This is a genomic window from Nocardioides sp. F233 (assembly GCF_057813895.1).
Map to the genome: position 1 here is coordinate 496825 of NZ_JBVASH010000004.1, position 23748 is coordinate 520572.

Below are 23748 nucleotides of genomic sequence, written 5' to 3' on the forward strand. Positions count from 1 at the left end.
CACCATGAGCCACACCATCCGCGACGGCATCGCACTGACCGAGGAGCAGCGGGAGTTCGTCGCGCTGGCGCGTGACTTCGCCGAGCGTGAGATCCGCCCCCGCGCCCGCGAGGTCGACGAGGCCGACACCGAGTCGCCGCTCGACCTGTGGGCCAAGGCCGCTCAGATCGGCCTGGCGTCGTACATGCTCCCGGCGGAGTACGGCGGCGGCGGGATCACCGACCTGGTCACGCAGTGCCTCGTGCAGCAGGAGCTCTGCTACGGCGATGTGGGCATCGGCAACTTCCTGACCTCGAGCGCGTTCTTCTCCGGTCCGGTCGAGGCACTGGGCAACGAGGAGCAGAAGAAGCGCTGGCTGACCCCGCTCGCCGGCGACAACCCGCCGGTCACCGCGCTCGCCGTCACCGAGCCGGGCGTCGGGTCGGACTCGGCCGCGCTGCAGACGCGCGCGGTTCGCGAGGGTGACGAGTACGTCCTCAACGGCCAGAAGACGTGGATCTCCAACGCGCCGTACGCGAGGTGGATCATCGTGTTCGCCACCGTCGACCCGTCGCTGCGCTCGCGCGGTGTCACGGCCTTCGTCATCGACCGCGACCTGCCCGGCGTCACCATCGGCCAGCCGATGAAGAAGATGGGCCAGCGCGGGATCACCAACGCTGAGGTCTTCCTCGAGGACGTCCGGGTGCCGCTCGACCACCGCCTCGGCGAGGAGGGGCAGGGCTTCTACGGCCTGATGCGCACCTTCGACGCCTCGCGCATCCTGATCGGCGCGGGCGCCACCGGCCTCTCGCGTGCCGCCCTCGACCAGTCGACGCAGTACGCCCGGGAGCGCACCCAGTTCGGCAAGCCGATCATCGAGCACCAGGCGGTCGCCTTCCGGCTCGCCGACATGGCCGCGAAGACGGACATCTCGCACCTGGTGACGATGCGCGCCGCGCGCCTCTACGACCAGGGTGAGATGACCGCCATGGAGTCGGCGGTCGCCAAGCTGACCGCGTCCGAGAACACCTCGTGGGTCACCAATGCGGCGCTGTCCATCCACGGCGGCTGGGGCTACAGCCGCGAGTTCCTGCTGGAGAAGTGGGTCCGCGACGCCAAGCTCGAGGAGCTCGAGGAGGGCACCAGCGACATCCAGCGGCTCATCATCTCCCGGGCAGTCGCTGCGCGATGAGCCTCCCTGATCTGTCCGTCTTCTCCGACCCGCGTTCGGTGGCGGTCGTCGGGGCCTCCGCCGACCCCGCGAAGTGGGGGTACTGGCTGGCCCGGGGTGCCGTGCGGGGTGCCGGGCGCCGCGGGGTCCACCTGGTCAACGCGAGGGGCGCGACCATCGAGGGCGCGACGTCGGTCCGCTCGCTGGACGAGCTGGCTGCGCGCGGCGAGGCTCCCGAGCTGGTGGTGCTCTGCGCCCCGGCGGCGACGGTCCCCGACGTGATCGACCAGGCGCTCGCGATGGGTACGAAGGGCTTCCTCGGCATCACCGCCGGCATCGACGCCGCCCACGGCGAGCCGGGCCTCGAGCGCCGGCTGGCCGAGCGGATCCGGGCCGCCGGTGCCCGGATCGTCGGTCCCAACTGCCTGGGCCTGTACGACGCCGCGACCGACCTCGAGCTGGCCTGGGGCACCTTCACGCCGGGCCACCTCGCGGTCATCTCGCAGTCCGGCCAGCTCGGCCTCGAGCTCGCCGGCCTGGCTGCCCACGAGGGCCTCGGTGTCTCGCGGTTCGTGTCCGTCGGCAACCAGGTCGACGTGACCGCTGCCGAGCTGCTCGACGACCTCGTCGACCACGAGCAGACCCGCGCGGTCGTGCTCTACCTCGAGAGCTTCGCCGACGCCCGCGCCCTGGTCGCGACGATGGCCCGGCTCCGCGAGGCCGGCAAGCCGGTGGTCGTGCTGACCGTCGGTGCGTCGGAGGCCAGCCGCGCGGCCGCCCAGTCCCACACCGGTGCGCTGACCGCGGCGACCGACGTGGTCCGGGCGGCCTGCCGGGCCGCGGGCGCCTCGCTCGTCGAGACCCCGGCCCAGGCGGTCGAGCTCGCGCACCTGCTGCTCGGCGGACCGCTCCCGAGCGGGCGCCGGGTCGCGATCGTCAGCGACAGCGGCGGCCAGGGCGCCGTCGCGGCCGACACCTTCGCCCGTCACGCACTGCAGGTCCCGCGGCTGTCCGACGCCACCCGTGGGGCGCTGGCCGACCTGCTGCCGGCCGCGGCGGCAGTCGCCAACCCCGTCGACCTGGCGGGTGCGGGGGAGCAGGACCTGTCGACGTACGCCCGCGTCGTCGAGGTCCTCGCCGCCAGTGGTGAGGTCGACGCGGTCGTGCTGTCCGGCTACTTCGGCTGCTACGGAGCCGACACCCCCGAGCTGGTCGAGCGCGAGCTCGAGGTCGTCGGCGCGCTCGCCGGCGTCGTCGGCGCGCAGGGCCGGCCGGTGGTCGTGCACAGCATGAGCCACGACTCCGTCGCGGTGCGGTCGATGCGCGAGCAGGCGGTGCCGACGATGCACACGATCGACGCCGTCGCCCGGTCCCTGGAGCTGGCCACCACCATGGCCGAGGACGCCTCTCGGGTCGTGCCGGGGCCGGTCACGGAGCCGACCGCAGAGAGCGGCAAGGCGCTCGACTACCTCGCCGGACGCGCCCGGGTCGCCGCCGCCGGCGTCACCTACCCGGGCGCGGCTGCGGTGCGGACCGTGGCGGACCTGCGGGCTGCGGCAGCGCGCCTGCGGGCGCCGTACGTCCTCAAGGCGGGCTGGCTGGAGCACAAGACCGAGGTCGGTGGCGTCGCCGTCGGCCTGGCCGACAGCGGCGCTGCCGAGGATGCGTTCGTCGCGATGAGCGGGCGGCTCGGGGAGGGCGAGTACGTCCTCGAGGAGATGGACCGTCAGACCGACACGGTCGAGCTGATCGTCGGTGCCCGGCGCGACGGGTCGTTCGGCCCGGTCGTGCTGGTCGGGCTCGGCGGCGTGCAGGCCGAGCTCTACCGCGACGTGCAGATCGCCCTCGCCCCGGTGGGCGAGGAGGAGGCGCGGACCATGATCGAGTCGCTGCGGGCCTACCCGCTGCTCGACGGCTGGCGCGGCCGGCCCGCGGTCGACGTCGATGCCGCGGCCCGGGTGGTCGCGGGCGTCTCGCGTCTGCTGGCCGAGGACCCCGACCTCGTCGAGTGCGAGATCAACCCCCTGCGGGTCGGACCGGAGGGCGCCGTCGCCGTCGACGCGCTCGTCCTGGCCGCCGACCGCACCGAGAACTCTGGAGAGAACCGATGAGTGAGTCCACCGAGTTCGCCGGCAAGGTCGCCCTCGTCACCGGCGGCGGGTCCGGGATCGGCCGCGCCATCGCCGTGCGGTACGCCGCCGGCGGCGGTGACGTCGTCGTCCTCGGCCGGCGCAGCGAGCCGCTCGAGGAGACCGTCCGTCTCGCCGAGAAGCACGGTGTGCGCGCCGGCTTCGCGAGCTGCGACGTCCGTGACGCCGACGCCGTCACCGCGGCGGTCGACGGGGTCGTCGCCGACCTCGGCCGGATCGACGCCCTGGTCAACAACGCTGCCGGCAACTTCGTGTGCGCGGCCGAGGACCTCTCGCCGGGTGGCTGGCGGGCGGTGGTCGACATCGTCCTCAACGGCACCTTCTACGCGACCCGCGCGGCCGCGCGGCACATGCTGGCGCAGGGCGAGGGCTCGATCCTCAACGTGATCGCGTCGTACGCCTGGCACGGCCACCCCGGCACGGTGCACAGTGCGGCGGCCAAGGGCGGCATCCTCGCGATGACCCGCACGCTCGCCTCGGAGTGGGGCGCACGCGGCGTCCGGGTCAACTGCATCTCTCCCGGGCCGACCGAGACCGAGGGCGCCGGCGCGGCGCTCTGGCCGACCGAGGAGGACCGGGCCCGGGTGCTCGGCTCGGTGCCGGCCGCGCGGTTCACCACCCCCGAGGAGGTCGCCGAGTCCGCGGCCTTCCTCCTCGACCCGCGCCGGGCCGGCTACATCACCGGTGACGTGCTCAGCGTCGACGGAGGACAGTGGCTCGGCAAGGTCGTCTACGCCGACTCGTCGAAGGAGGTCTGAGCATGGCGCTGATGACAGGAGGGGAAGCGCTCGTCGCCGCCCTGGCCGCGCACGGTGTCGACGTCGCCTTCGGCATCCCCGGCACCCACAACCTCGAGATCTACAAGCACCTGCCGGCCCACGGCGTGCGGCACGTCAGCACCCGCCACGAGCAGGGCGCCGGGTACGCCGCCGACGGCTACGCCCGCACCACCGGCCGCGTCGGCGTCGCGATCGTCACCAGCGGACCTGCCCTGCTCAACGCCGCGACCGCGGTCGGGCAGGCGTACTCGGACTCGATCCCGGTCCTCGTCGTGTCGCCGGGCCTGCCGCTGCGGCACCCGGCGACCGGCAACGGCCTGCTGCACGAGACCCGGGACCAGCAGGCCGCGATGGCCGCCGTGGCCGCCGCCAGCCTGCGCCCGACCAGCGTCGCCGAGATCCCGACCGCCGTCGCCCAGGCGTTCTCGATCATGTCGTCCGGCCGGCCGCGCCCGGTGCACCTCGAGGTCCCGCTCGACGTGCTGGAGGAGACCGCCGAGGTCTCGGTGGTCGCACCGGTCGTCGCCGCTCCGGCGCCGGCTCCGGAGGCCTCGGTCGCCGCTGCTGCGGCGATGCTCGCGTCGGCCGCTTCTCCGGTGCTGCTCGTCGGCGGCGGAGCCCGGAGTGCTGCCGCGCAGGTGCGGGCACTCGCCGAGCGCCTCGGTGCGCTCGTCGTCTCGACCACCAACGGCAAGGGCGTGCTGCCCGAGGACCACCCGCTCGCCCTGGGCGCCGGCATCCACCTGCCGGCCGTCAAGGCGCTCGTCGAGGAGTCCGACGTCGTCGTCGCGATCGGCACCGAGCTCGCCCCCGCCGACCTCTGGTACGGCGCCCTGCCGGTCGCCGGCAAGCTCGTGCGCGTCGACGTCGACCCGGTCGGCATGGTCACCAACGCCACGCCGACGGTCGCCGTGCTCGGCGACGCGGCGCTCGCGATCGACGCGCTGCTCGGTGCTCTCGGTGCTCTCGGTGCTCTCGGTGCCGGCGAGCCGGCCCGGCCGGACGCCGGTGCCTGGCGGGAGCGCAAGGCCAAGGACGCGCAGGCCGAGGGCGCCGAGTGGCTCGACGTGGTCGCGGCGCTCGCGGCCGCCGTACCGCGCGACGTGGTGATGGCGACCGACAACGCGATGGCCTGCTACCTCGGCACCCTCGCGAACCTGGCCACGCACACCCCGGCGTCGTACCTGTTCCCGACGGGCTACGGCACGCTCGGCTTCGGCCTGCCCGCCGGCATCGGCGCCAAGGTCGGCAACCCGGACCGGCCCGTCGTGGCGATGCTGGGCGACGGCGGTGTCATGTTCACCGTCGCCGAGCTCGCGACGGCCGCCGAGCTGCGGATCGCGCTGCCCGTCGTGGTGGTCGACAACTCCGGTTACGGCGAGATCCGCAACGAGATGGCCGAGCGCGGCGACCCGGTCCACGCGGTGAGCTTCCCGGCACCCGACTTCGCGGCTCTCGGCCGGTCGGTCGGCTGCCTCGGCGTCACCGTCGACCTCGGTGCGGACGGCACGCCCGCCGACCTCACCACTGCGGTCCGCGACGCCCTCGTCGCCGACCGACCCACCGTGATCCACGTCCGCATGCCCCGTGAAGGAGGAGCCCGATGACCACCCCCGGTCGTGACAGCCTGCTGGAGATCACCTGGACCGACCCGGTCACCGGCCGCAAGGGGTACGTCGTGATCGACACCCTCGTGCGCGGCCTGGCCAGCGGCGGCCTGCGCCTGCGCGAGGGCTGCTCGCTGGCCGAGGTGCGCGGCCTCGCGCAGGGCATGACCCGCAAGGAGGCGCTGGTCTACGACCCGGCCGACCGCTACCTGCCCCTCGGAGGCGGCAAGGGCGGCATCGACATCGACCCGGCCGACCCGCAGGCCACCGAGGTGCTGCACCGCTTCCTCGCGGCCGTCCTGCCCGTCGTGCGCGAGCAGTGGAACACCGGTGAGGACTTCGGCCTGCGCCAGGAGACGATCGACAAGGTCGTCGCCGACCTCGGCCTGCCCTCGACCGTCGAGGCCGTGTTCGCCACCCTCGACGACGCACCCGCGGCCCGCGAGCGCCTCGCGACGGCCTTCGCCGACATGGTCGGCGGCATCTCGCTCGGCGACCTCGTCGGGGGGTACGGCGTCGCGCAGGCCGCCCTCGTCGCCGCCGAGCGTCAGGCGATCGCCGCCGGCGAGGCCACGGCCGTGGTGCAGGGATTCGGCTCCATCGGCGGTGCGGCGGCGCGCTACCTGGCCGAGGCGGGCGTCAAGGTGATCGCCGTCGCCGATCGCGACGGCCTGATCCGCGACGACCGCGGTCTCGACGTCGAGGCGCTGCTCGCCGCCCGCGACGGCCTCGGCGTGATCGCGCGCGACAGCCTGCCCGAGGGCGTCGAGCTCGGCGACCGTGACGCCTGGCTCGACGTGCCGTGCGACCTGCTCGTGCCGGCCGCGATGTCCTACGTCATCTCGGCCGACGACGTCGACCGGATCCAGGCCCGCATCGTCGTCGAGGGCGCCAACATGCCGACCCTTCCCGAGGCCGAGGTGGCCCTCGTCGCGCGCGGGATCCCCGTCGTACCGGACTTCCTGGCCAACGTGATGACCAACGCCTGGTGGTGGTGGGTCGTGTTCGGCGACGTCGCGCCGACCGCGGAGTCGTCGTACGACAAGGTCCGCACGGTCATGCGTCGCCTCCTCACCGAGGTCGGCGACACCGCCGACGCGTCCGGCCGGACCCTGCGGGAGTGCGCGCTCGAGCTCACCGCCCGCAACTCCGACGCCCTGCGGGAGCGGTTCGGGGTCACGGGGTGACGACGCGGGGTTGCCTGTTCATCGGTGGTCGCTGGCAGGCTCCCCACGACGGAGGGACCCGCGAGGTCGAGAACCCAGCGACGGAGCAGGTGATCGCGCGGGTCGCCGAGGGCGGCTCGCGTGACGTCGACGACGCCGTCTCCTCCGCGCGGGCTGTGTTCTCGGCGTGGTCGGGGCTGCCGGTGGCGGACCGGGTCGCGGTCCTGGAGCGGTGGTACGACGAGCTGCGGGCCGCGTACGCCGAGCTGGTCGCGACCACGGTGGCCGAGGTCGGCGCGCCGGTCGCGATCGCACGCGAGGCGCACGTCGACCTCGGTCTCGCCGTGCTGCGGGGCTACCTCGACGCGTCGAAGGACGTCGCCTGGGAGGAACAGGCCGGCAGCTCCCTCGTGCTGCGCGAAGCCGCAGGCGTCGCGGCCTGCATCACGCCGTGGAACTACCCCTTCTACCAGGTGCTCGCGAAGCTCGGCGGCGCGCTGGTGGCGGGCTGCACCGTCGTCCTCAAGCCGGCCGAGCTGACTCCGTTGTCGGCGTACCTGCTGGTCGAGGCCGCCGAACGTGCGGGCCTTCCTGCGGGCGTCCTCAACCTGATCCCCGGCGCGGGCTCGGTCGTGGGGGAGGCGATGGTCACGCACCCGGACGTCGACGTCGTGTCCTTCACCGGATCGACCGGCGTCGGTGCGCGGATCACCGCGCTCGCGGCGCCGACGGTCAAGCGGGTCTGCCTCGAGCTCGGCGGCAAGTCCGCCAGCATCGTGCTCGACGACGCCGCCCTCGTCGCAGCCGTGACCGGGACCGTGCACGCGGCGATGCTCAACTCCGGGCAGACCTGCAGCGCCTGGTCGCGGCTGCTGGTGCCGGCGGCCCGCGTCGGCGAGGCCGAGGAGATCGCGGCGGCTGCCGTCGCCGACCTGGTGCTCGGCGACCCGCTCGACGAGCGGACCTGGCTGGGGCCGGTCGTCTCGGCCGCCCAGCGCGCCATGGTCGCGGGTTTCGTCGACAGGGCGGTCGCCGCGGGGGCACGGCTGGTCGCCGGCGGCTCGGCCCGGCCCGTGGCGGTCGGGCACTTCCACGCCGCCACCGTGCTGTCGGGTGTCGCTCCCGACGCCGAGGTGGTGCGCGAGGAGGTCTTCGGACCGGTCCTCACCGTCCAAGCCTTCGGCTCGGACGACGAGGCCGTCGCGATGGCCAATGCGACGGTGTACGGCCTGCACGGGGGCGTGTGGTCCGCGGATCCCGCGCGGGCACGGGGGATCGCGCGCCGGCTGCGCACCGGTCAGGTCGACGTCAACGGTGCCGCGTTCAACCCGGCCGCCCCCTTCGGCGGCTACGGGCGCTCGGGGAACGGTCGCGAGCTCGGGCGCTTCGGGATCGAGGAGTTCCTCGAGACCAAGTCGGTCCAGCAGTGACGGCCGTCGCCGTCGACGGGGTGAGCACCCCTCGTGCCGCTGCTCTTGCGCTGGTCGCGGTCACCGCCGTGTGGGGCTCGACCTTCGGCCTGTCCAAGGACCTGATCGCGCGCCTGCCCGTCGCCGACTACCTCGGACCGCGCTACCTGGTCGCCGCCACGGTGCTGCTCGCCGTCTGCCCGCGGCTGCTGCGCGGCATGACGCCGCACACGCTGAAGGTCGGGACCGGCCTCGGCACGCTGTACGCCGCCGCGCAGCTGTTGCAGTTCCACGGCCTGGCCCACACCGCGCCGACGGTGTCGGCCTTCGTGGTCGCGATGTACGTCGTGTTCACGCCGCTCCTCGCCGCCACGCTGCCGGGGCGAGGCGTCGACCTGACCACCTGGTTGGCGGTGGCCGTCGCGACCGCGGGAGTCGCCGTGATGTCCCTGCGGGGCTGGGCCTTCGGCCCCGGCGAGGCGATGACGCTGCTCGCCGCGTTGCTGTACGCCGTGCACATCCTCGCTCTCGGACGCTGGGCCCGGCCGGGCGAGGCGTTCGCGGTCACCTTCCTCCAGCTCGCCACCATGGGCGTGCTGCTGACCGCGGTGGGCGCGGCCGACGGGCTGACCCTGCCGGGACGCGCGGACCTGCCGACCTTCGCCTACCTCGCCGTGGTCGCCGGCACCGTCACTCTGCTCGTGCAGACCTGGGCGCAGGGGCACCTCGACTCCGGGCAGGCCGCCGTGCTGATGGTCCTCGAACCCGTGTGGGCCGCCGTCTTCGGCGCCCTGCTCTGGCACGAGACGCTCGGCCCGCGCACGCTCGGCGGCGGCGTGCTCGTCCTCGCGGCGATGCTCATGATCGTCGACCGCCCGGCCGCCGAGCCGCTCCCCGAACCCCCGACCTCCCACGCCTAGGAGAACCCATGCCCGACGTCATCGTCGTCGGCGGCGGCATCGCCGGCGCCTCGATCGGCCACGAGCTCGCCGCCCGCGGGCGTACCGTCTGCGTGCTCGAGGCCGAGCACGAGCTCGCACGGCACACCACCGGCCGCTCCGCCGCGACCTGGATCGGCGGCTACGGTCCGCCCGAGGTGCGCCGCCTCACCTTGGCCAGCCGTCACTTCCTCGAGGACCCGGCGATCGACGTCGCCGGCCCGTTGCTGACCCCGCTTCCCTGCCTGTACGTCGGCGGGCCGGACGCCTCGCCGGCGTCCGCCGCCGACATTCCCGGCGTGGTCCTCGACCCTGCAGAGGCGGAGCGGCTCAACCCGTTGCTGCGACCGGGCTGGACCAGCGTCGCCGTCATCGACGACACGGCCTGCGAGCTCGACGTGGCCGGTCTGCACCAGGGTTATGTGCGCGCGCTGCGCGCCGGTGGGGGAGAGGTGCGCCTCCGCGCCCGGGTGACCGGCGCGGTCCGGGAGGCCGGGCTGTGGCGGCTCTCGCTGGCCTCGGGTGAGGTGCTGTCGGCTCCCGTGGTCGTGGTCGCCGCGGGTGCCTGGGGCGACGAGGTCGGCCGCCTCCTCGGCTCGGCGGGCGTCGGCCTCGAGGCCCGCCGGCGCACCATCTTCGGCTCGCCGGCCGCCGTACCCCTGGCGGGGATGCCGTTCACCTGCGACATCGAAGGAGGCTGGTACGTCAAGGCCGAGGGCGAGCTCGCGCTCTGCTCGCCGGAGGACGCCGAGCCGCACGCCCCCGGCGACCCGAAGCCCGACGAGCTCGAGATCGCCCGCACCATCGAGGCGGTCAACGAGGCGACCGTGCTCGGGCTGCGCAGCGTGCGCACCGCCTGGGCCGGGCTGCGCACCTTCGCCCCCGACGGCAACCCGGTCGCGCGCTACGACGACGACGTCGAAGGGCTGTTCTGGTTCGTCGGCCAGGCCGGGTACGGCATCCAGATGGCTCCGGCACTCGCCGTGGAGGCGGCGGAGCGGCTCGCGCGTCAGCCCGGATAGGCAGCCGCCGCGAGGGCCGCGGCGAGGGCCTCGAGCTCTGCGCGCCGGTGGGCGTCGTACGGGAAGGTGTGCTCCGCGCCGATCCCGCAGTGGATCCGCGCCTTCGGGCGCTTGCCGTCGAGGATCTCGAGACGGGGGCGCTGCCAGATGTGGATGCGGTGGGCGTCGACGCGCCCGAACATCTCCAGCACCTGACCGTCGAACACGAGCAGCGTGGTGTCGTCGGGCTGCGCCTTGATCGTCGTCATGCGCCCGACTGTAGGCAGGTTCCTCCAGGACATGCCCTAGCATCGGCGGCACCCGGGCCCCCCGGGGACGACCGAGGAGGGGACATGGCGGTGGACGCCGAGTCGCGACGGCAACGCATCATCGACGCGACCCTCGACGTGATCCGTGACCGCGGCCTCGCCAGGACCCGGACCCAGGAGATCGCCCGCCGGGCAGGGGTCAGCTCGGGTCTGCTCCTCTACCACTTCACGACCCTCGACGGCGTGATCGCTGCGGCGATGACCGAGTCCGAGGACCGCTACTACCGCAGCCTCGAGGAGGAGTCCTCGTCCGGACGGCCGGCGGTCGAGCGGCTCCGGCTGCTGGTGGAGCGCTCCGGCGACGCGGCGAGCGTGATCTCCGCCTGGACGCTGTGGATGGAGTTCTGGGTCCGCGCGCTGCGCGACCCGGCGACCGCCACGCTGTGCACGACCCTCGAGGCCAGGTGGCGCGCGGTGCTGCTCGACGTCGTCGAGCAGGGTGTGCGGGAGGGGGCCTTCACCACCGCGTCGTCGCGGATCTCGACGATCCGCCTCGCGGCGATGCTCGACGGGCTCTCGGTCGCGGCGACGCTGGGCGACCGAGAGGTCCCCGTCGACGCCGTCCCGGACCTGTGGCTCGCCGCGGCCGCGCTCGAGCTGGGGTGCGACCCGGCGCTGCTGGGGATCGGCTGAGCAGGGGCCTCACTCGCGCAGCGCGATCAGGACCTCCGCGGCGACCCGCTCGCCCGAGCGGATCGCGCCGTCGATGTAGCCGTTCCCCACGCCGGCGGTCTCGGTGCCGGCCCAGTGCAGCGGTCCGACGGCGTCCCGGCGGCCGGCGGCGTGTGCGTGCCACGTTCCCGGGGTCGGTACGGCGGCATAGGCGCCCTCCGCCCACAGCTCCTCCGGCCACCGCCGCTCGAGGTAGCCCGTCGGCTCGCCGGCCTCCGGGCCGAGTGCGGTGAGCGCGTCGAGGACCGCCTTGCGCCGCGCCTCGGGCGACTGCACCGACCAGGCGCGGTAGTGGTCGGCATAGACGAAGGCGGCGATGACGCCGCAGGACTCGTCGGCAGGGGAGCTGTCGAAGGTGTAGGCGACCGCGCTGCCGTCGTACGTCGTGACCTGGCCGGACAGCCCGCGCTCGCGCCAGAACGGCCGGTCGTAGGTGACGTGCACCTTGGCGACGTCGCCCATCGGGCTGCGCGCCAGCCATCGCCGACGCGGCGTCGGGAGCAGCGGTGAGAAGGCGATCCGGGCCTGCGCGGGCGGCGTCCCGGTGACGATCGCGCGGCGGGCACAGACGGTTCCGGTGGTCGTGGTGAGGGTGACGCCGCCGTCGCCCCACGCGACCGCGGTGACGGCCGCCCCGAGCCGGACGGCCTCGCCCAGCGAGGCCGCCGCGGCGCGGGCGGGACCGTCGGCGCCGTCGACGAAGCGGCTGTCCTGGGCGCCGCCGGTCGTCCCGAGCAGCGGGTCGAGCCCGCCCCCGGCCGCGACGTAGAACAGCACGTGGAACAGCGAGACGTCGCGCGGCTCGCAGGCCCACAGCCCCTGGATCACCAGGCGCATCCGCCGGTGGGCGTCGGGGGAGGGGGCCTCTGCCCGCAGCCAGTCCTCGAACGTCCGGGAGTCCCACGCCGCGAGGTCCGGGCAGGCCTCGGGGTGCTCGGGGTCGACCTGCGTGGCGAGGGCGTCGACGCGGGCCACCAGGTCGTCGTACCCGGCGGAGTCGTGCTCGGCCGGGTGCTCGCCACTGGTGTGGGGGAGCGGAGCCGAACCGGGCCACAGCTCGAGGTGCGTGCCGGCGTCGTACGTCGGGAAGCGGGCGCACCCGAACCGGTCCGCCCAGCGCAGGATTGCGGTCTGCGCGGGCCCGACCCACTGTCCGCCGTGGTCGACCGGGACACCGTCCTCCTCGCGGGTCCAGACCCGGCCCCCAACCCGCTCCGTGGCCTCGAGGACGACCACCTCCAGACCGGTGGCGGTCAGCTCCAGGGCGGCGGCGAGGCCGGCGTACCCGGCCCCGACGATCGCGACGTCGACGTGCTCCATGCGGTCCTCCATTGCTGGTTGCTCGGTTGCAGAACGGCTCTTGACAGGTGTGAGCGGTGTCACTGATCCTATCCTGACTGACTGTTCAGTCAAGACTTCAGGAGGATCGGATGGACGACGCGACGCGCGCCGAGCTCGAGAACCGGCTGGCCCTGATCGAGGACCCCGGGGGAGCCGAGGCGGCGTTGCCGCCGCTGCCGCTGCTGGACCTGGTCGCCGCGGTCGTGGGCCTCGCCCTGATCACCGTCGCCCTGCTGTGGTGGGCCCTGTGAGCGCCGCCGCGCAGGCGCCGGCGGCGGCGCCGGACCAGGACGCCACGCTCAACGAGCTGCCGCTGCTGCGCCGGGAACGGATCTGGGGGTTCTGGGACTACTCCTCGGTCAACATCGGCCTCGCGATCGCGACCTGGGCGTTCCTGCAGGGCGGCGCGGTCGCCTACTACGTCGGCGCGAAGCAGGCGATCGCGAGCATCGTGATCGGCTACGGGATCAGCGTCCTGCTCGTCTCGCTCGCTCCGTGCCTGCCCTGCGGGAGGTACGGCGTCGAGCAGTTCGTCTCCATGCGCAGCGTGCTGGGGGAGCGCGGCGCCCGGGTGCTGATGGTCGTGATGTCCGCGCTGCTCGCCGCCGCCTGGTCCGCCGTGCTGGCGATCATGTGCGGGCACGCGCTGGCCAACGTGGCCAACCAGGTCCTCGACACGGAGATCTCCTCGGGCGCCGGCGTCGTCAGCGTGCTCGCGGTCGTGGCCCTCTCGGCCTCCTGGGCGATCGTCGCGCGTGGCCCGCGCTCGATCGAGCTGGTCAACCGGTTCGTCGCGCCCGGGCTCGTGGTGGTCACGCTGGTCATGCTGGCGCTGGTGTTCACCCGGACCAGCTGGACCGAGCTCGCCGCCACGCCCGCCCTCGACCCGTGGGGAGACAGCCACCTCGACTTCATGCTCGCCGTGGAGCTCAACATCGCCGGCGGCTTCGCCTGGTGGCCCAACGTCGGCAACCTTGCCCGGCTCACCCGCACCACCCGCAGTGCCTTCTGGCCCAACGCGATCGGTCTCTTCCTCGCCTCGGTGATCGCGGCCATCGTCGGTGTGTTCGCCGCGCTGGCCCTCGGCTCGGAGGACCCGACGCTGTGGATGGTCCCGCTCGGCGGCGCCCTGCTCGGCGTGCTGGCCCTGGCGTTCGTCGGCATGGCGAACGTGACCAGCGTGGTCGCGCAGAGCTACGCGGCGCTGGTCGCGATCAAGGGTGGTGGCGGCGGCGCCGTACGTCGGGTGTCGTGGTCGCTGCTCGCCGCGATCATCCTCGCGCCGGCTGCCGTGCTGGTGTTCTTCCCCGAGGCGGTCTACGACAACTACGCGCGGTTCGTGTCGTGGGGCGCGATCGTCGTCGCGCCGCTCTGCGCGGTCCAGGTCGTCGACTTCTTCGTGCTCCGTCACCAGGTGCTCGACGTGCGCGCGCTGCACCTGCCGCACGCCGAGTCGCGCTACGGCTTCCTGCGCGGTTGGAACCCGGTCGCCCTGGTGGCCGTCGTGCTCGGCGCCCTCACCTACGCGCTGCTGCTCAACCCGGTCACCTACGAGCCCGCGGGGTGGTTCCGCCACCTCACGGCCTCGCTCCCGGCGTTCGCGGTCGCCGCGGTGGTCCACTGGGTGGGGACGCGACTGGTGCTCACGCGCCGGGCGGACTGGGGCGGGTACCGATAACCTCTGCGGCATGTCGATCGTCGTGGTCACCGACTCCACCTCGACCGTCCCGGCCGAGGTCGCGGAGGCCAGCGGGGTGCACGTCGTACCACTGCAGGTGGTCATCGACGACGACGTCTACGACGAGGGCGCCGAGGAGGTCACTCCCGAGCGGCTCGCCGTCGCGCTGAAGGGGAAGCACGCCGTCAGCACCTCGCGGCCCGCGCCGACGGTGTTCGCCGAGCTGTACGCGCGCCTCGCGGCCGAGGGCGCCACCGAGATCGTCTCCATCCACCTCTCCGCCGAGGTCAGCGGAACCTTCGAGTCCGCGCTCGTCGGCTCCCGCCAGTCGCCGGTCCCGGTGACCTGCGTCGACACCCGGCAGGTCGGGGTGGCGACGGGGTACGCCGTCGAGTCGGCCCTCGACGTCATCGCTCGTGGCGGTACGGCCGCCGAGGCCGCCGAGGCGGCGCGGGTCCGGGCCGCGGGCGCGACCTCGCTGTTCTACGTCAACACCCTGGAGTACCTCCGCCGCGGTGGCCGGGTCGGTGCCGCTGCCGCGGTGTTCGGGGGCGCGCTCGCGGTCAAGCCGTTGCTCGGCATCGTCGACGGCGTGATCTCGCCGCAGGCCAAGGTCCGCACCGCTGCCAAGGCGATCGCCCGCCTCGAGGCGCTCGCCGTCGAGGCTGCGGGGGAGGCCCGGGTCGAGGTCTGCGTCGCGCACCTGGCCGCCGAGGAACGGGCGTCGGCGATGGCCGTGCGGCTCGCCGAGGTGCTGGGCGACCAGGTCGTGCCGGCGTGCTCGGGGGAGGTCGTGCGCTGCGTCGAGCTCGGCGGGGTGCTCGGTGCGCACGTCGGTCCGGGCATGCTGGCCATCTGCGTGGCGCCCGTCCTCTGAGCCGCCCGGGCGTCCCTCTGGCGTCACTCTGGTTGCGGGCGGGGACGTCGGCTGTCCACAGGCGGGGTACGGGCTGGTGCTCATCCCCAGGCGGGCTCGCTCCGGCGGCTCGATGACCGGAGGTCGGACCTAGCGTGCCGCCATGTCCGTACGCCGCTCCGCCGCCCGCTCCGACCCGCCCGCCGCCGATGCCGCAGCGCGCCGGCTGGCGCTGATCGCGGCCGACCTGGGCGTCGCGCCGGCGGCACCTTCCGGCGCTGCGGCGGATCCGGCCGAGCCCTGGTGGGCCGACCACACCCGGGTGGCCGACCAGCCGGACGCCCGGCCGTCGCTGGCCCTGGTGCCCCAGGTGGCGCGAGGGCCGGCCGCGCCCGAGGCTCCTGCGCTGCCCGAGCCGGGGCGCCACGCCGCCCGCCGACGACGACCGCGGCCCGACCCGCGGGCCGCGCTTGCCCCGCTCACGGACCGGCTCCCCACGCTCGGAGTGCCCCAGGTCGCCGTGGTCGCGCTGGCCGTCGCCCTCGGCCTGGCCGTCACCACCTGGTGGGTGCTGCGCGACCGCCCCGAGTCGCTGTCGCCGGTCGCCGCCGAGCCGACCGCTCCGCTGGTGGCGACCACGCCCACCGGTCCGCCGGCGACGGTCCCCTCCGCTTCCGGTGCTGCGGGCGCGCCGGCCGCCAACCCGGGGACCGTCACGGTCGACGTGGCGGGCAAGGTACGCCGGCCGGGGATCGTCGTACTCGATGCGGGGGCGCGGGTCACCGACGCGCTGGCAGCCGCCGGCGGCGCCCGCAAGGGCGTCGACCTGACCCCGCTCAACCTGGCCCGGGTGCTGGTCGACGGCGAGCAGATCGTGGTCGGGGGACCGGCCCAACCACCGGCCACGGCGGGTGGTGCCACCGGGCCCGGCGCAGGGGCCGGCCCGCTGGTCGACCTCAACACCGCCGGGCAGACCGAGCTGGAGTCACTGCCCCAGGTCGGCCCGGTCACGGCCCAGTCGATCATCGCCTGGCGCGACGCCCACGGTGGCTTCACCAGCGTCGACGAGCTGCTCGAGGTCGACGGGATCGGACAGAAGACGCTCGAGCAGATCACGCCCCACGTGACGGTGTGACCGTGGCAGACGCGGTGACGGGATCAGGTGGCGCCGAGGAGCGCGCGGTGCAGCACGGCGACCAGCTCGCCTCGGGTGATCATGCCGACGAGCCGGCCCTCGTCGTCGACGACGGGGACGTTCTTGTACCCCTCGGTCGTCATGATCGGGACCAGGTCGGCGACGGGGGTGTCGGCGGTGATGGTCGTGACGTCGGTCCGCATGATCGAGTCGACCGACTCCAGCTCGACGATGTCGCGGGTGAACAGGTCGATGATCGAGACCACCCCCACCACGTGCCGCTCGGCGTCGACGACCGGCAAGGTCTTGACCTGGCGCTGCACGAGCAGGGTCCGGGCTCGATAGATCGACTCGAACGGGTGCACCACCACGACGTCGGTGTTCATGATCCGCGAGACCGGGATCGAGCCCAGCCGCCGGTCGAGGGCATGGGTCTCGGCGTCCCGCACGATCGAGACGATGTCGGCCGGCAGCACGTCGAGCCGGTCGGCCAGACGCTGCATCGCCTGCTCGACGTCGGGAGCCGTGATGCCGAGGGTCGCGGCGGCCGGCGAGGTGGCGGCGGGAGCGGCCGGCCGGTGCGGGTACCTCCGTCCGCTGAGGTTGTTGACCGCGATCGCGATCAGCAACAGCACGACCGTGTTCACGGCGACCGGCGTGAGGACGAAGAGCGGCCCCTGCTCGTGGATGGCGGGCGTGGCGGTGGCGGCCAGCAGGGCGCAGGCGCCACCGGGCGGGTGCAGGCAGCCGAGCAGCATCATCGCGCCGATCGCGGTCCCCACACCGAGGGCGGCGGCGAGCAGGACGTCGTCCACGACCCAGTGCGCGGCCAGGCCGATCGCCGTCGAGACCAGGTTGCCGCCGAGCACCGGCCACGGCTGGGCGAGGGGACTGGCGGGCACCGCGAAGAGCAGCACCGCACACGCGCCCATCGGGGCGACGATGAACGGCAGCAGCTCGGGTCCGCCCGGGACCGCCCGGGCGGTCGCACCGGCGACGGCGATCCCGAGCAGGGCACCGAGCGCGCCGCGGGCGAGCTCGGCGGAGCTGTAACGGGTCACGCGCCCGACCCTAGGGCAACCACACCCGACCTGCGGATGCCGGCGCTGGGCGCCGCGGCGTGGCTCGGCGGCATCGCCGCGCAGCAGTCCGGACGGAGCGCGTACGCCGCCCTCGCCGGCCTCGGCCTCCTGGTCTGGGTGCTCGCCCCACGGCTCCCGCCGGGCGGGCTCCGGCTGCTGCTCGCCGCCCTCGTGGTCGCGGGTGCGGCGGTCACCGGCACGGCGCTGCGCCACGACGCGGTCCGGGGCTCCCCGCTCCACGACCTGGCTGCCGAGCGGGCCACCGCCGACCTGGTCGGCACCGTCGTCTCCGACCCCCGGCAGATCGCCGGGCGGTCGGGGCCGCAGGTCGTGGTCCGGCTCCGGGTGCGGGAGATGACCTCCCGTGGCCACCGGTTGCGCACCGGCGGCAGCGTGGTCGTCATCGGCGCCCCGGGCTGGTCCACGGCCGAGCTCGGCTCTCGAGTCCTCGCCGAGGGACGGCTCGCCGCCTCGGACGACCCGGGCACGGCAGCGCTGCTCACCGCAGCGCGCGACCCGGTCCGGATCCGCGGCCCCGATCCGTGGTGGCGGGCGTCCGCGGCGGTGCGCACCTCGATCAGGCGTGCCGTCGCGCACCGTCCGCCCGACCAGGCCGGCCTCGTGCCGGCGCTCGTCGACGGCGACGACGCCGGGTTGCCCGACTCGGTCGAGCGGGACTTCCGCACGACCGGGCTGACCCACCTGACCGCCGTCAGCGGTACCAACCTGACGTTGGTGGTCGGCTCGCTGCTGCTGATCGCCCGCGCGGCAGGGGTGCGCCGGCGCTGGCTCGCGGTGGTCGGCCTGGCCGGCATCGTCGGGTTCGTGCTGCTGGCCCGGACCGAGCCGAGTGTGCTCCGTGCGGCGGTGATGGGGACGGTCGGACTGTTCGCCTTCGGCCCGGACGGCCGACGGCGGGGCCTGCGCGCCCTCGGCGTCGCGGTGGCCGGGCTGGTGCTGGTGCAGCCGGACCTCGCCGTTGCGGCGGGCTTCGCGCTCTCGGTGCTCGCCACCGCGGGGATCGTGCTGCTCGGCCCGCCGCTCGTGCGGGCCCTGGTGCGGTGGCTGCCGCGGGGCGTTGCCGAGGCGGTCGCGGTGCCGACCGCTGCCCAGCTGGCGTGCACGCCGGTCATCGCCGGTCTGTCCGGCCAGGTGAGCCTGGTGGCGATCGGCGCCAACCTGCTCGCCGGTCCGGCGGTCGGGCCGGCGACGGTGCTCGGCCTGGCCGGCGGCCTGGTCGGGCTGGTGTGGCCGTGGGCAGGTCGGCTGTGCGGCACGGCAGCGGGCTGGAGCGTCGGCTGGATCATCGCCGTCGCCGAGCACGCCGCCGCCCTGCCCGGCGCCGCCATCGGCTGGGGGAGCGGGGCGCTCGCGATCGCGGCGCTCACGGCGCTCTGCCTCCTGCTGGGGCTGGCCCTGCCACGGCTGGTGCGGTACCGCGCCGCCGGGGCCGCGCTCGTCGTCCTGCTGCTCCTTGTCGTGCTCGGCATACCCGGACGGCTCTGGTCGGCCGCCTCGGGACCGTGGCCACCGCCGGGATGGGTGCTGGCGGCCTGCGACGTCGGGCAGGGCGACGCCCTGGCGCTCGCCGTCGGCCCGCGTTCCGCGATCGTGGTCGACGCCGGCCCCGACCCGCAGGCGGTCGACCGCTGCCTCGACCGGTTGGGGGTCGAGCAGGTGCCGCTGCTCGTGCTGACGCACTTCCACGCCGACCACGTCGACGGGCTCGACGGGGTCCTCGACGGACGGAGCGTGGGCGGGATCGAGACCACGGCGCTGGCCGACCCGCCGGGCGGGGTGGAGCTCGTACGACGGGCGGCGGCGGGCGCGGGCGTGCCGGTGACGACGGCGCCGTACGGCGTCACGCGGCGCATCGGCGATGCCACCGTGCAGGTGCTCCACCCGGACCTTCCCGCAGCGGCGGGCGGGACGGTGACAGGGCCGGGGGACGGGAGCACCGCCAACGACGCGAGCGTGGTGCTCCTGGTCGAGGTGGTCGGCCGGCGGCTGCTGCTGACCGGCGACCTCGAGCCGCCGGGGCAGGCCCAGGTGGCGGCGCTGGTGGGGGACCTCGACGTCGACGTGCTCAAGGTGCCGCACCACGGCAGCCCCCACCAGGACCTGGCCTGGCTGACCGGCCTGCGCCCGGAGGTGGCGCTGGTGTCGGTGGGCGCCGACAACGACTACGGGCACCCGTCGCCGGAGGTGGTGCGCGGGCTGGAGGCGGCAGGGGCGGAGGTGCTGCGGACCGACCGGGACGGCGACATCGCGGTGGTCGCCGACGCCTCGGGCGGGGTGCGCGCGGTCACCCGGCGGTGAGCGCCGAGGTGCCGGGAATCGTGTCGGAGACGTGTGGGAGGGTGAGCACATGCGGGCCGAGGACGTGCTGGGTCGGGTCATCCTGGTCACCGGCAAGGAGGAGTACCTCGGCGCTCGGACCGTCGACGAGGTCAAGGCCGCGGTGCGCGCCCACGACGCCGAGGCCGAGTTCGCCGACAGCCCTGCCTCCGACCTGACCCTGGCGACGCTGGGGGAGATGGCGGCGCCGTCGCTGTTCTCCGCGGTGCGCTGCGTCGTGGTCCGCGGCCTGGAGAACCTCCCGGACGAGTCGGTCGACGGCCTGCTGGGCTACGTCGCTGCGCCGGTCGAGGACGTGGCGCTGGTGCTCGTCCACGGCGGTGGCCAGAAGGGCAGCGGCGTGCTCACCAAGCTGCGCAAGCTGAAGTCCGTCACCGAGCACAAGTCCGAGGAGCTCAAGCCATCGGACTTCCCGGCCTTCGTGGCCAACGAGGTACGCCGCCACGGTGCCACCATCGACCGCGAGGCGGCCGACGTGCTGATCGAGGCGATCGGCCGCGACCTGCGCTCGCTCGCCGGTGCCGCCCACCAGCTCACCAACGACTTCCCGGGCGAGCGGATCAGCGAGGAGCAGGTCCGCCGCTACTTCGGCGGCCGGGCCGAGGCGAAGTCCTTCGCCGTGGCCGACGCCGCCTTCGCCGGCCGCGACCGGGTGGCGCTCGAGGAGCTGCGCTGGGCGCTCGACGCCGGTACGGCCGCCGTCCTCATCACCTCGGCCTTCGCGGGCAGCGCCCGCGGCCTGGCCCGGATGGTCAGCGCCCCGCGCGGCATGCGCGAGGCCGACCTGGCGCGCGAGATCGGCGTCCCGCCGTGGAAGCTGCGCTCCCTGCGCGACCAGGCCCGCGGCTGGACCGACGTCGGTCTCGCCCGCGCCATCCGTGCCGTCGCCCAGGCCGACGCCGACATCAAGGGCGCGGCCAGCGACGCGTCGTACGCCCTCGAGCGGCTGGTCCTCACCATCACCGCCCTGCGCCGCGGCTGAGCCGCCGCCGTAGGTCTCGATACGCGCGTCGCGGCTTCGCAAGCTCAGCCGCGGCGCCCCTCGACCTCCCCGGCCCTGATCCGTGAAAAATCACGAAGGGAGCCCCCGATGACGGGGACTCCCTTGACGTGATGGCTCAGGACCGGAGCCAGCAGGGTGGTCTCAGAGAGAGGCGGCCTGCTTCGCGATCGACGACTTGCGGTTCGCGGCCTGGTTCTTGTGGATGACGCCCTTGGAGGCAGCCTTGTCGAGCTTCTTGGTGGCCTCACGGCCGAGCGCGACGGCAGCGTCCTTGTCGCCGGACTCGGCGGCCTCGCGGAACTTGCGGATCGCGGTCTTCAGGCCGGACTTGACGGCCTTGTTGCGCTCGTGGCGCTTCTCGTTCTGCTTGTTGCGCTTGATCTGGCTCTTGATGTTCGCCACGGGTTACTCGCCTCTGTGTCAGGTGGAAAATGCTGGTTCTGGTCCGGAGCGCGCCTCGGTCACCGTGATCCTGACCGTTCCGGACGGGTCCGGGGGCGGGCAGGAAGGAACGCGTAGTCGCGACCAGCAAGGTTAACAGCGGTCGATTCGCCACCAAAATCGGGCAGGATGACCGGCGTGCGCGAACCCTCCCAGCCGCCGTTCCCGCTCGGCGTCCTGTTCGTCCTGCCGACCATCCTGTTCTGGTTCCTCGTGGTCAAGGGTGCCACCAGCGGGGACGAGGGCGATGCGGGGAGGTACGCCGGGTACGCGTTCGGGATCGCCGGGGTGACGCTGGCGGTGTTCGCCTTCTTCAAGGTCCGCCAGGTCCGTGCGCGCACCGCTGACCAGCGGCGGGCGGTGCGCGACGGGATCCGTACGACGGCCCGGATCGTCAGCACCCGGGTCAAGGGCCACCTCAACCAGGACCCGTACGTCGTGTTCGAGCTCGAGGTGACCCCCGAGTCCGGCGCGAGGTACCGCACGAGCGTCACCGAGCTGGTCTCGCAGCTGGCGATCCCGCGGATCCAGCCGGACGCGGTCATCGACGTGCACGTCCATCCCGACGACGACCGGTTCGTGGTCATCGACCGCGCCGCCCTCGGGCGCAGCTGACCTCAGGAGTCCCAGCCGCGACGCTCGGCCAGCCAGTGGTCGATGACGTCGCGCTGCCAGGCCTGCGCGGCGCGCAGGTGTGGGGAGGTGGCGGGGACGGGCTGGTCGGCGCTGGCCGCGAAGTAGCCGAGGACCAGCGCGAGGAAGACGTCGACGTCCTCGGCCGGCACGCTCGCGAGCAGCGGGTGAGCGGCGATGTGGGCCTCGACGTCGAGGCCGTCGCCCCGCGGGCCGATGAGGAGGATCAGCGAGTCGAGCCAGGCGGCTCCGACCGTGGGCCAGTTCCAGTCGCAGAGCAGCGCGGTGCCGTCGGCGCGGATGAGGATGTTGTCGTCGCGGATGTCGGTGTGGACGAGCGTGTCGCCGGCGACGACCTCGGCGTACCGGTCGGCCAGGGCGCGCAGCTCGTCGCGCCGCGGGTGGGCGACGCGGTCCCACAGGGCCGGCCAGGACGCGAAGTCGTCGACGGCACTGTCGAGCGCGATCCCCGGTGCGGGGGTGAGGGACGCGGCGATGGCCACGGTCATCGCGGACGCGGCGGTGAGGTCCTCGGCGGCCCAGGGACGGTGCGGGGCACGGGCGTCGACGTACTCGGTCGCGAGCAGGAACCAGTCGGCGACGTCCTCGGTCCACAACAACCCCGGAGCAGGTACGCCGGCCGGGAGCCCCGCGAGCTTGCGCGCCTCCTCGCGGTACGCGTCGGCGAAGACCCCCTGTGCCTTGGTCGAGGCCGCCTTCACGAACGTGCGGGTCCCGTCCGCGCAGGTGAGCACCGAGGCGAACCCGGGCGTGAACCCGCTGTCCTGCGAGACCGCGTCCACGACGGGCGCGCCGAGGCGCTGCTCGACCGCGCGCCGGACGAGCGGGGGCAGGTGCACCCAGGACAGGCGCCGGGCGGTCCGGCCGTGGGGGATGACGGTGGGGAACACGCGGCCCATCATGGCTGAGACGGCGGCGGGGTCGAGGAAGCACGCACGACGAGGCGCCCCACCCGTTGCTCACCGTGGTCGGGGAGGGGGCGGTCGTCGAGTCGGGCAGCGAGCAGCTCCACGGCGCGACGGGCGAGCTCGTCGGGCTGCAGGTCGATGGAGGTGACGGCGGGGTGGGCGGCACGCAGGCTCTCGGCGTCGGACCCGGCGACGAGCCGGACGTCCTCGGGGACGCGCAGGCCGTGCTCGGCGAGGACCTCCATCACGCCGAGCGCGTGGTTGCTGGTGAGCGCGTAGACGCCGTCGGGAGCAGGGCCGGACCCCAGCAGCGTGGCGGCGGCGCGACGGCCGCCCTCGTCGTCGAGCTGCTCGGGGACGTGCACCATCGACGGCGTGATCCGGCGGTACCGGGCCCAGCGCTGGTAGACGGCGGCGCTGCGCAGGTTCCACTCGTTGCGGTCGGTGCCGGTGACCAGCGCGATCCGGCGGGCACCCGATTCCCAGAGGTGGTCGAGCGCGAGGGTGGTGAGTCGGCCGGACTCGATGTCGACGTGGGGAGGGGAGTCCGGCGCGAGCGGCACGCCGGGGATCTCGCCGACCGTCACGAACGGGATCCCGGCGCTGGTGAGCATCACGACCAGGGGGTCGTCGGTGACCGGCTCGGTGACGATGAAGCCGTCGCTGGCCAGTGCGGCACCGGCGGCGCGCGGTCCCGTCGGGTCGGAGACGAGCATCAGGCCGAGCCCCTCGGCGAGCGACGCGATGGCGGCGGCCCCGGCGAAGCGGGCGAAGTAGTCGACGTCGACGAGCAGGTCGGGGCGCAGCGCGTCGAGCTGGCGCGCCACGAGGGCGATCACCCCGAGCCGGTTGCGGCGCAGGCCCTGGGCGATCACGTCGGGCCGGTAGCCGAGGTCCTGGGCGGCGGTGCGCACCCGCTGCTGGGTGGCCGGCGCGACCGTGCCGTTGCCGGTGAAGGTGTGCGACACCGTCGTGACCGAGACGCCGGCGCGGCGCGCCACGTCGCGGATCGTCGGTCGCCGGGTGCTCACCAGACACACGCTAGGACGGCCCAAACCGTTTTGGCCAGGGGGGCGCAAGGTCTGGCCCAA

At 74.2% G+C, this 23748-nt stretch carries 22 protein-coding genes; 16 read left to right on the top strand and 6 right to left on the bottom strand.

Features of this window, described 5'->3' with window-relative positions:
- Positions 1–4: 4 nt before the first annotated feature.
- Genes ACZYRU_RS18355 through ACZYRU_RS18390 form a run of 8 tightly spaced genes read left to right on the top strand, consistent with a single transcriptional unit; the run spans position 5 to position 10221 of the window.
- Complete coding sequence (locus tag ACZYRU_RS18355) at positions 5–1171, top strand: acyl-CoA dehydrogenase family protein (protein ID WP_488958528.1); 1167 nt, start codon at positions 5–7, stop codon at positions 1169–1171.
- On the top strand, positions 1168–3261 hold the full coding sequence (locus tag ACZYRU_RS18360) for an acetate--CoA ligase family protein (RefSeq protein WP_488958529.1): 2094 nt from the start codon (positions 1168–1170) through the stop codon (positions 3259–3261). Before ACZYRU_RS18355 ends, ACZYRU_RS18360 begins: the two co-directional genes overlap by 4 nt.
- Entirely contained in the window at positions 3258–4058 is an 801-nt protein-coding gene (locus tag ACZYRU_RS18365; RefSeq protein WP_488958530.1) for an SDR family oxidoreductase, read from the top strand. Before ACZYRU_RS18360 ends, ACZYRU_RS18365 begins: the two co-directional genes overlap by 4 nt.
- A gap of 11 nt (positions 4059–4069) precedes the next feature.
- Positions 4070–5686, top strand: a complete 1617-nt coding sequence (locus ACZYRU_RS18370; RefSeq protein ID WP_488958531.1) for a 5-guanidino-2-oxopentanoate decarboxylase — start codon at positions 4070–4072, stop codon at positions 5684–5686.
- The gene (locus ACZYRU_RS18375; protein WP_488958532.1) at positions 5683–6873 is read left to right on the top strand and encodes a Glu/Leu/Phe/Val dehydrogenase dimerization domain-containing protein; all 1191 of its coding nucleotides are present in this window, start codon (positions 5683–5685) and stop codon (positions 6871–6873) included. The genes ACZYRU_RS18370 and ACZYRU_RS18375 overlap by 4 nt, the downstream gene beginning before the upstream one ends.
- A complete protein-coding gene (locus tag ACZYRU_RS18380; RefSeq protein ID WP_488958533.1) occupies positions 6870–8282 on the top strand; it encodes an aldehyde dehydrogenase family protein in 1413 nt (470 codons plus the stop codon). The genes ACZYRU_RS18375 and ACZYRU_RS18380 overlap by 4 nt, the downstream gene beginning before the upstream one ends.
- A gap of 20 nt (positions 8283–8302) precedes the next feature.
- The gene (locus tag ACZYRU_RS18385; RefSeq protein WP_488958534.1) at positions 8303–9181 is read left to right on the top strand and encodes a DMT family transporter; all 879 of its coding nucleotides are present in this window, start codon (positions 8303–8305) and stop codon (positions 9179–9181) included.
- Between the two features lie 8 nt (positions 9182–9189).
- Positions 9190–10221, top strand: a complete 1032-nt coding sequence (locus ACZYRU_RS18390; protein ID WP_488958535.1) for an NAD(P)/FAD-dependent oxidoreductase — start codon at positions 9190–9192, stop codon at positions 10219–10221.
- Here the strand turns inward: ACZYRU_RS18390 and ACZYRU_RS18395 are convergent.
- On the bottom strand, positions 10209–10469 hold the full coding sequence (locus tag ACZYRU_RS18395) for a hypothetical protein (RefSeq protein WP_488958536.1): 261 nt from the start codon (positions 10467–10469) through the stop codon (positions 10209–10211). The genes ACZYRU_RS18390 and ACZYRU_RS18395 overlap by 13 nt on opposite strands.
- A gap of 84 nt (positions 10470–10553) precedes the next feature.
- Between ACZYRU_RS18395 and ACZYRU_RS18400 the strand changes: the two genes are divergently transcribed.
- Positions 10554–11162 (top strand): TetR/AcrR family transcriptional regulator, encoded by a 609-nt coding sequence (locus tag ACZYRU_RS18400; protein ID WP_488958537.1) that lies wholly within the window; start codon positions 10554–10556, stop codon positions 11160–11162.
- Positions 11163–11171: 9 nt separating this feature from the next.
- Here ACZYRU_RS18400 and ACZYRU_RS18405 read toward each other — a convergent pair whose 3' ends face one another.
- Positions 11172–12521 carry a flavin monoamine oxidase family protein gene (locus tag ACZYRU_RS18405; protein ID WP_488958538.1) on the bottom strand — a complete coding sequence of 450 codons (1350 nt, stop codon included), beginning with the start codon at positions 12519–12521 and terminating at the stop codon, positions 11172–11174.
- 110 nt (positions 12522–12631) lie between these two features.
- Here ACZYRU_RS18405 and ACZYRU_RS18410 point away from each other — a divergent pair, with 110 nt between their 5' ends.
- From ACZYRU_RS18410 to ACZYRU_RS18425, 4 genes are all read left to right on the top strand, one after another.
- The gene (locus ACZYRU_RS18410; RefSeq protein ID WP_488958539.1) at positions 12632–12793 is read left to right on the top strand and encodes a hypothetical protein; all 162 of its coding nucleotides are present in this window, start codon (positions 12632–12634) and stop codon (positions 12791–12793) included.
- Positions 12790–14220 (top strand): cytosine permease, encoded by a 1431-nt coding sequence (locus ACZYRU_RS18415; protein ID WP_488958540.1) that lies wholly within the window; start codon positions 12790–12792, stop codon positions 14218–14220. Before ACZYRU_RS18410 ends, ACZYRU_RS18415 begins: the two co-directional genes overlap by 4 nt.
- A 10-nt stretch (positions 14221–14230) precedes the next feature.
- Entirely contained in the window at positions 14231–15097 is an 867-nt protein-coding gene (locus ACZYRU_RS18420; protein ID WP_488958541.1) for a DegV family protein, read from the top strand.
- 142 nt (positions 15098–15239) lie between these two features.
- Positions 15240–16211: a ComEA family DNA-binding protein gene (locus ACZYRU_RS18425; RefSeq protein ID WP_488958542.1), complete on the top strand. Its 972-nt coding sequence runs from the start codon at positions 15240–15242 to the stop codon at positions 16209–16211.
- Positions 16212–16234: 23 nt separating this feature from the next.
- On the opposite strand, the gene ACZYRU_RS18430 is transcribed toward ACZYRU_RS18425, so the two are convergent.
- A complete protein-coding gene (locus tag ACZYRU_RS18430; protein WP_488958543.1) occupies positions 16235–17272 on the bottom strand; it encodes an HPP family protein in 1038 nt (345 codons plus the stop codon).
- A 36-nt stretch (positions 17273–17308) separates the two neighbouring features.
- On the opposite strand from ACZYRU_RS18430, the gene ACZYRU_RS18435 reads away from it, so the two are divergent.
- On the top strand, positions 17309–19612 hold the full coding sequence (locus ACZYRU_RS18435) for a ComEC/Rec2 family competence protein (RefSeq protein WP_488958544.1): 2304 nt from the start codon (positions 17309–17311) through the stop codon (positions 19610–19612).
- A 49-nt stretch (positions 19613–19661) separates the two neighbouring features.
- Positions 19662–20633: a DNA polymerase III subunit delta gene (holA, locus tag ACZYRU_RS18440; protein WP_488958545.1), complete on the top strand. Its 972-nt coding sequence runs from the start codon at positions 19662–19664 to the stop codon at positions 20631–20633.
- 162 nt (positions 20634–20795) lie between these two features.
- On the opposite strand, the gene rpsT is transcribed toward holA, so the two are convergent.
- Complete coding sequence (gene rpsT, locus ACZYRU_RS18445) at positions 20796–21056, bottom strand: 30S ribosomal protein S20 (protein WP_488958546.1); 261 nt, start codon at positions 21054–21056, stop codon at positions 20796–20798.
- A gap of 177 nt (positions 21057–21233) precedes the next feature.
- Between rpsT and ACZYRU_RS18450 the strand changes: the two genes are divergently transcribed.
- On the top strand, positions 21234–21710 hold the full coding sequence (locus ACZYRU_RS18450) for a hypothetical protein (protein WP_488958547.1): 477 nt from the start codon (positions 21234–21236) through the stop codon (positions 21708–21710).
- Positions 21711–21712: 2 nt separating this feature from the next.
- Here ACZYRU_RS18450 and ACZYRU_RS18455 read toward each other — a convergent pair whose 3' ends face one another.
- Both ACZYRU_RS18455 and ACZYRU_RS18460 read right to left on the bottom strand, forming a co-directional pair.
- Positions 21713–22639, bottom strand: a complete 927-nt coding sequence (locus ACZYRU_RS18455; protein ID WP_488958548.1) for a phosphotransferase family protein — start codon at positions 22637–22639, stop codon at positions 21713–21715.
- A gap of 8 nt (positions 22640–22647) precedes the next feature.
- Positions 22648–23688, bottom strand: a complete 1041-nt coding sequence (locus ACZYRU_RS18460) for a LacI family DNA-binding transcriptional regulator (RefSeq protein ID WP_488958549.1) — start codon at positions 23686–23688, stop codon at positions 22648–22650.
- Positions 23689–23748 lie beyond the last annotated feature (60 nt).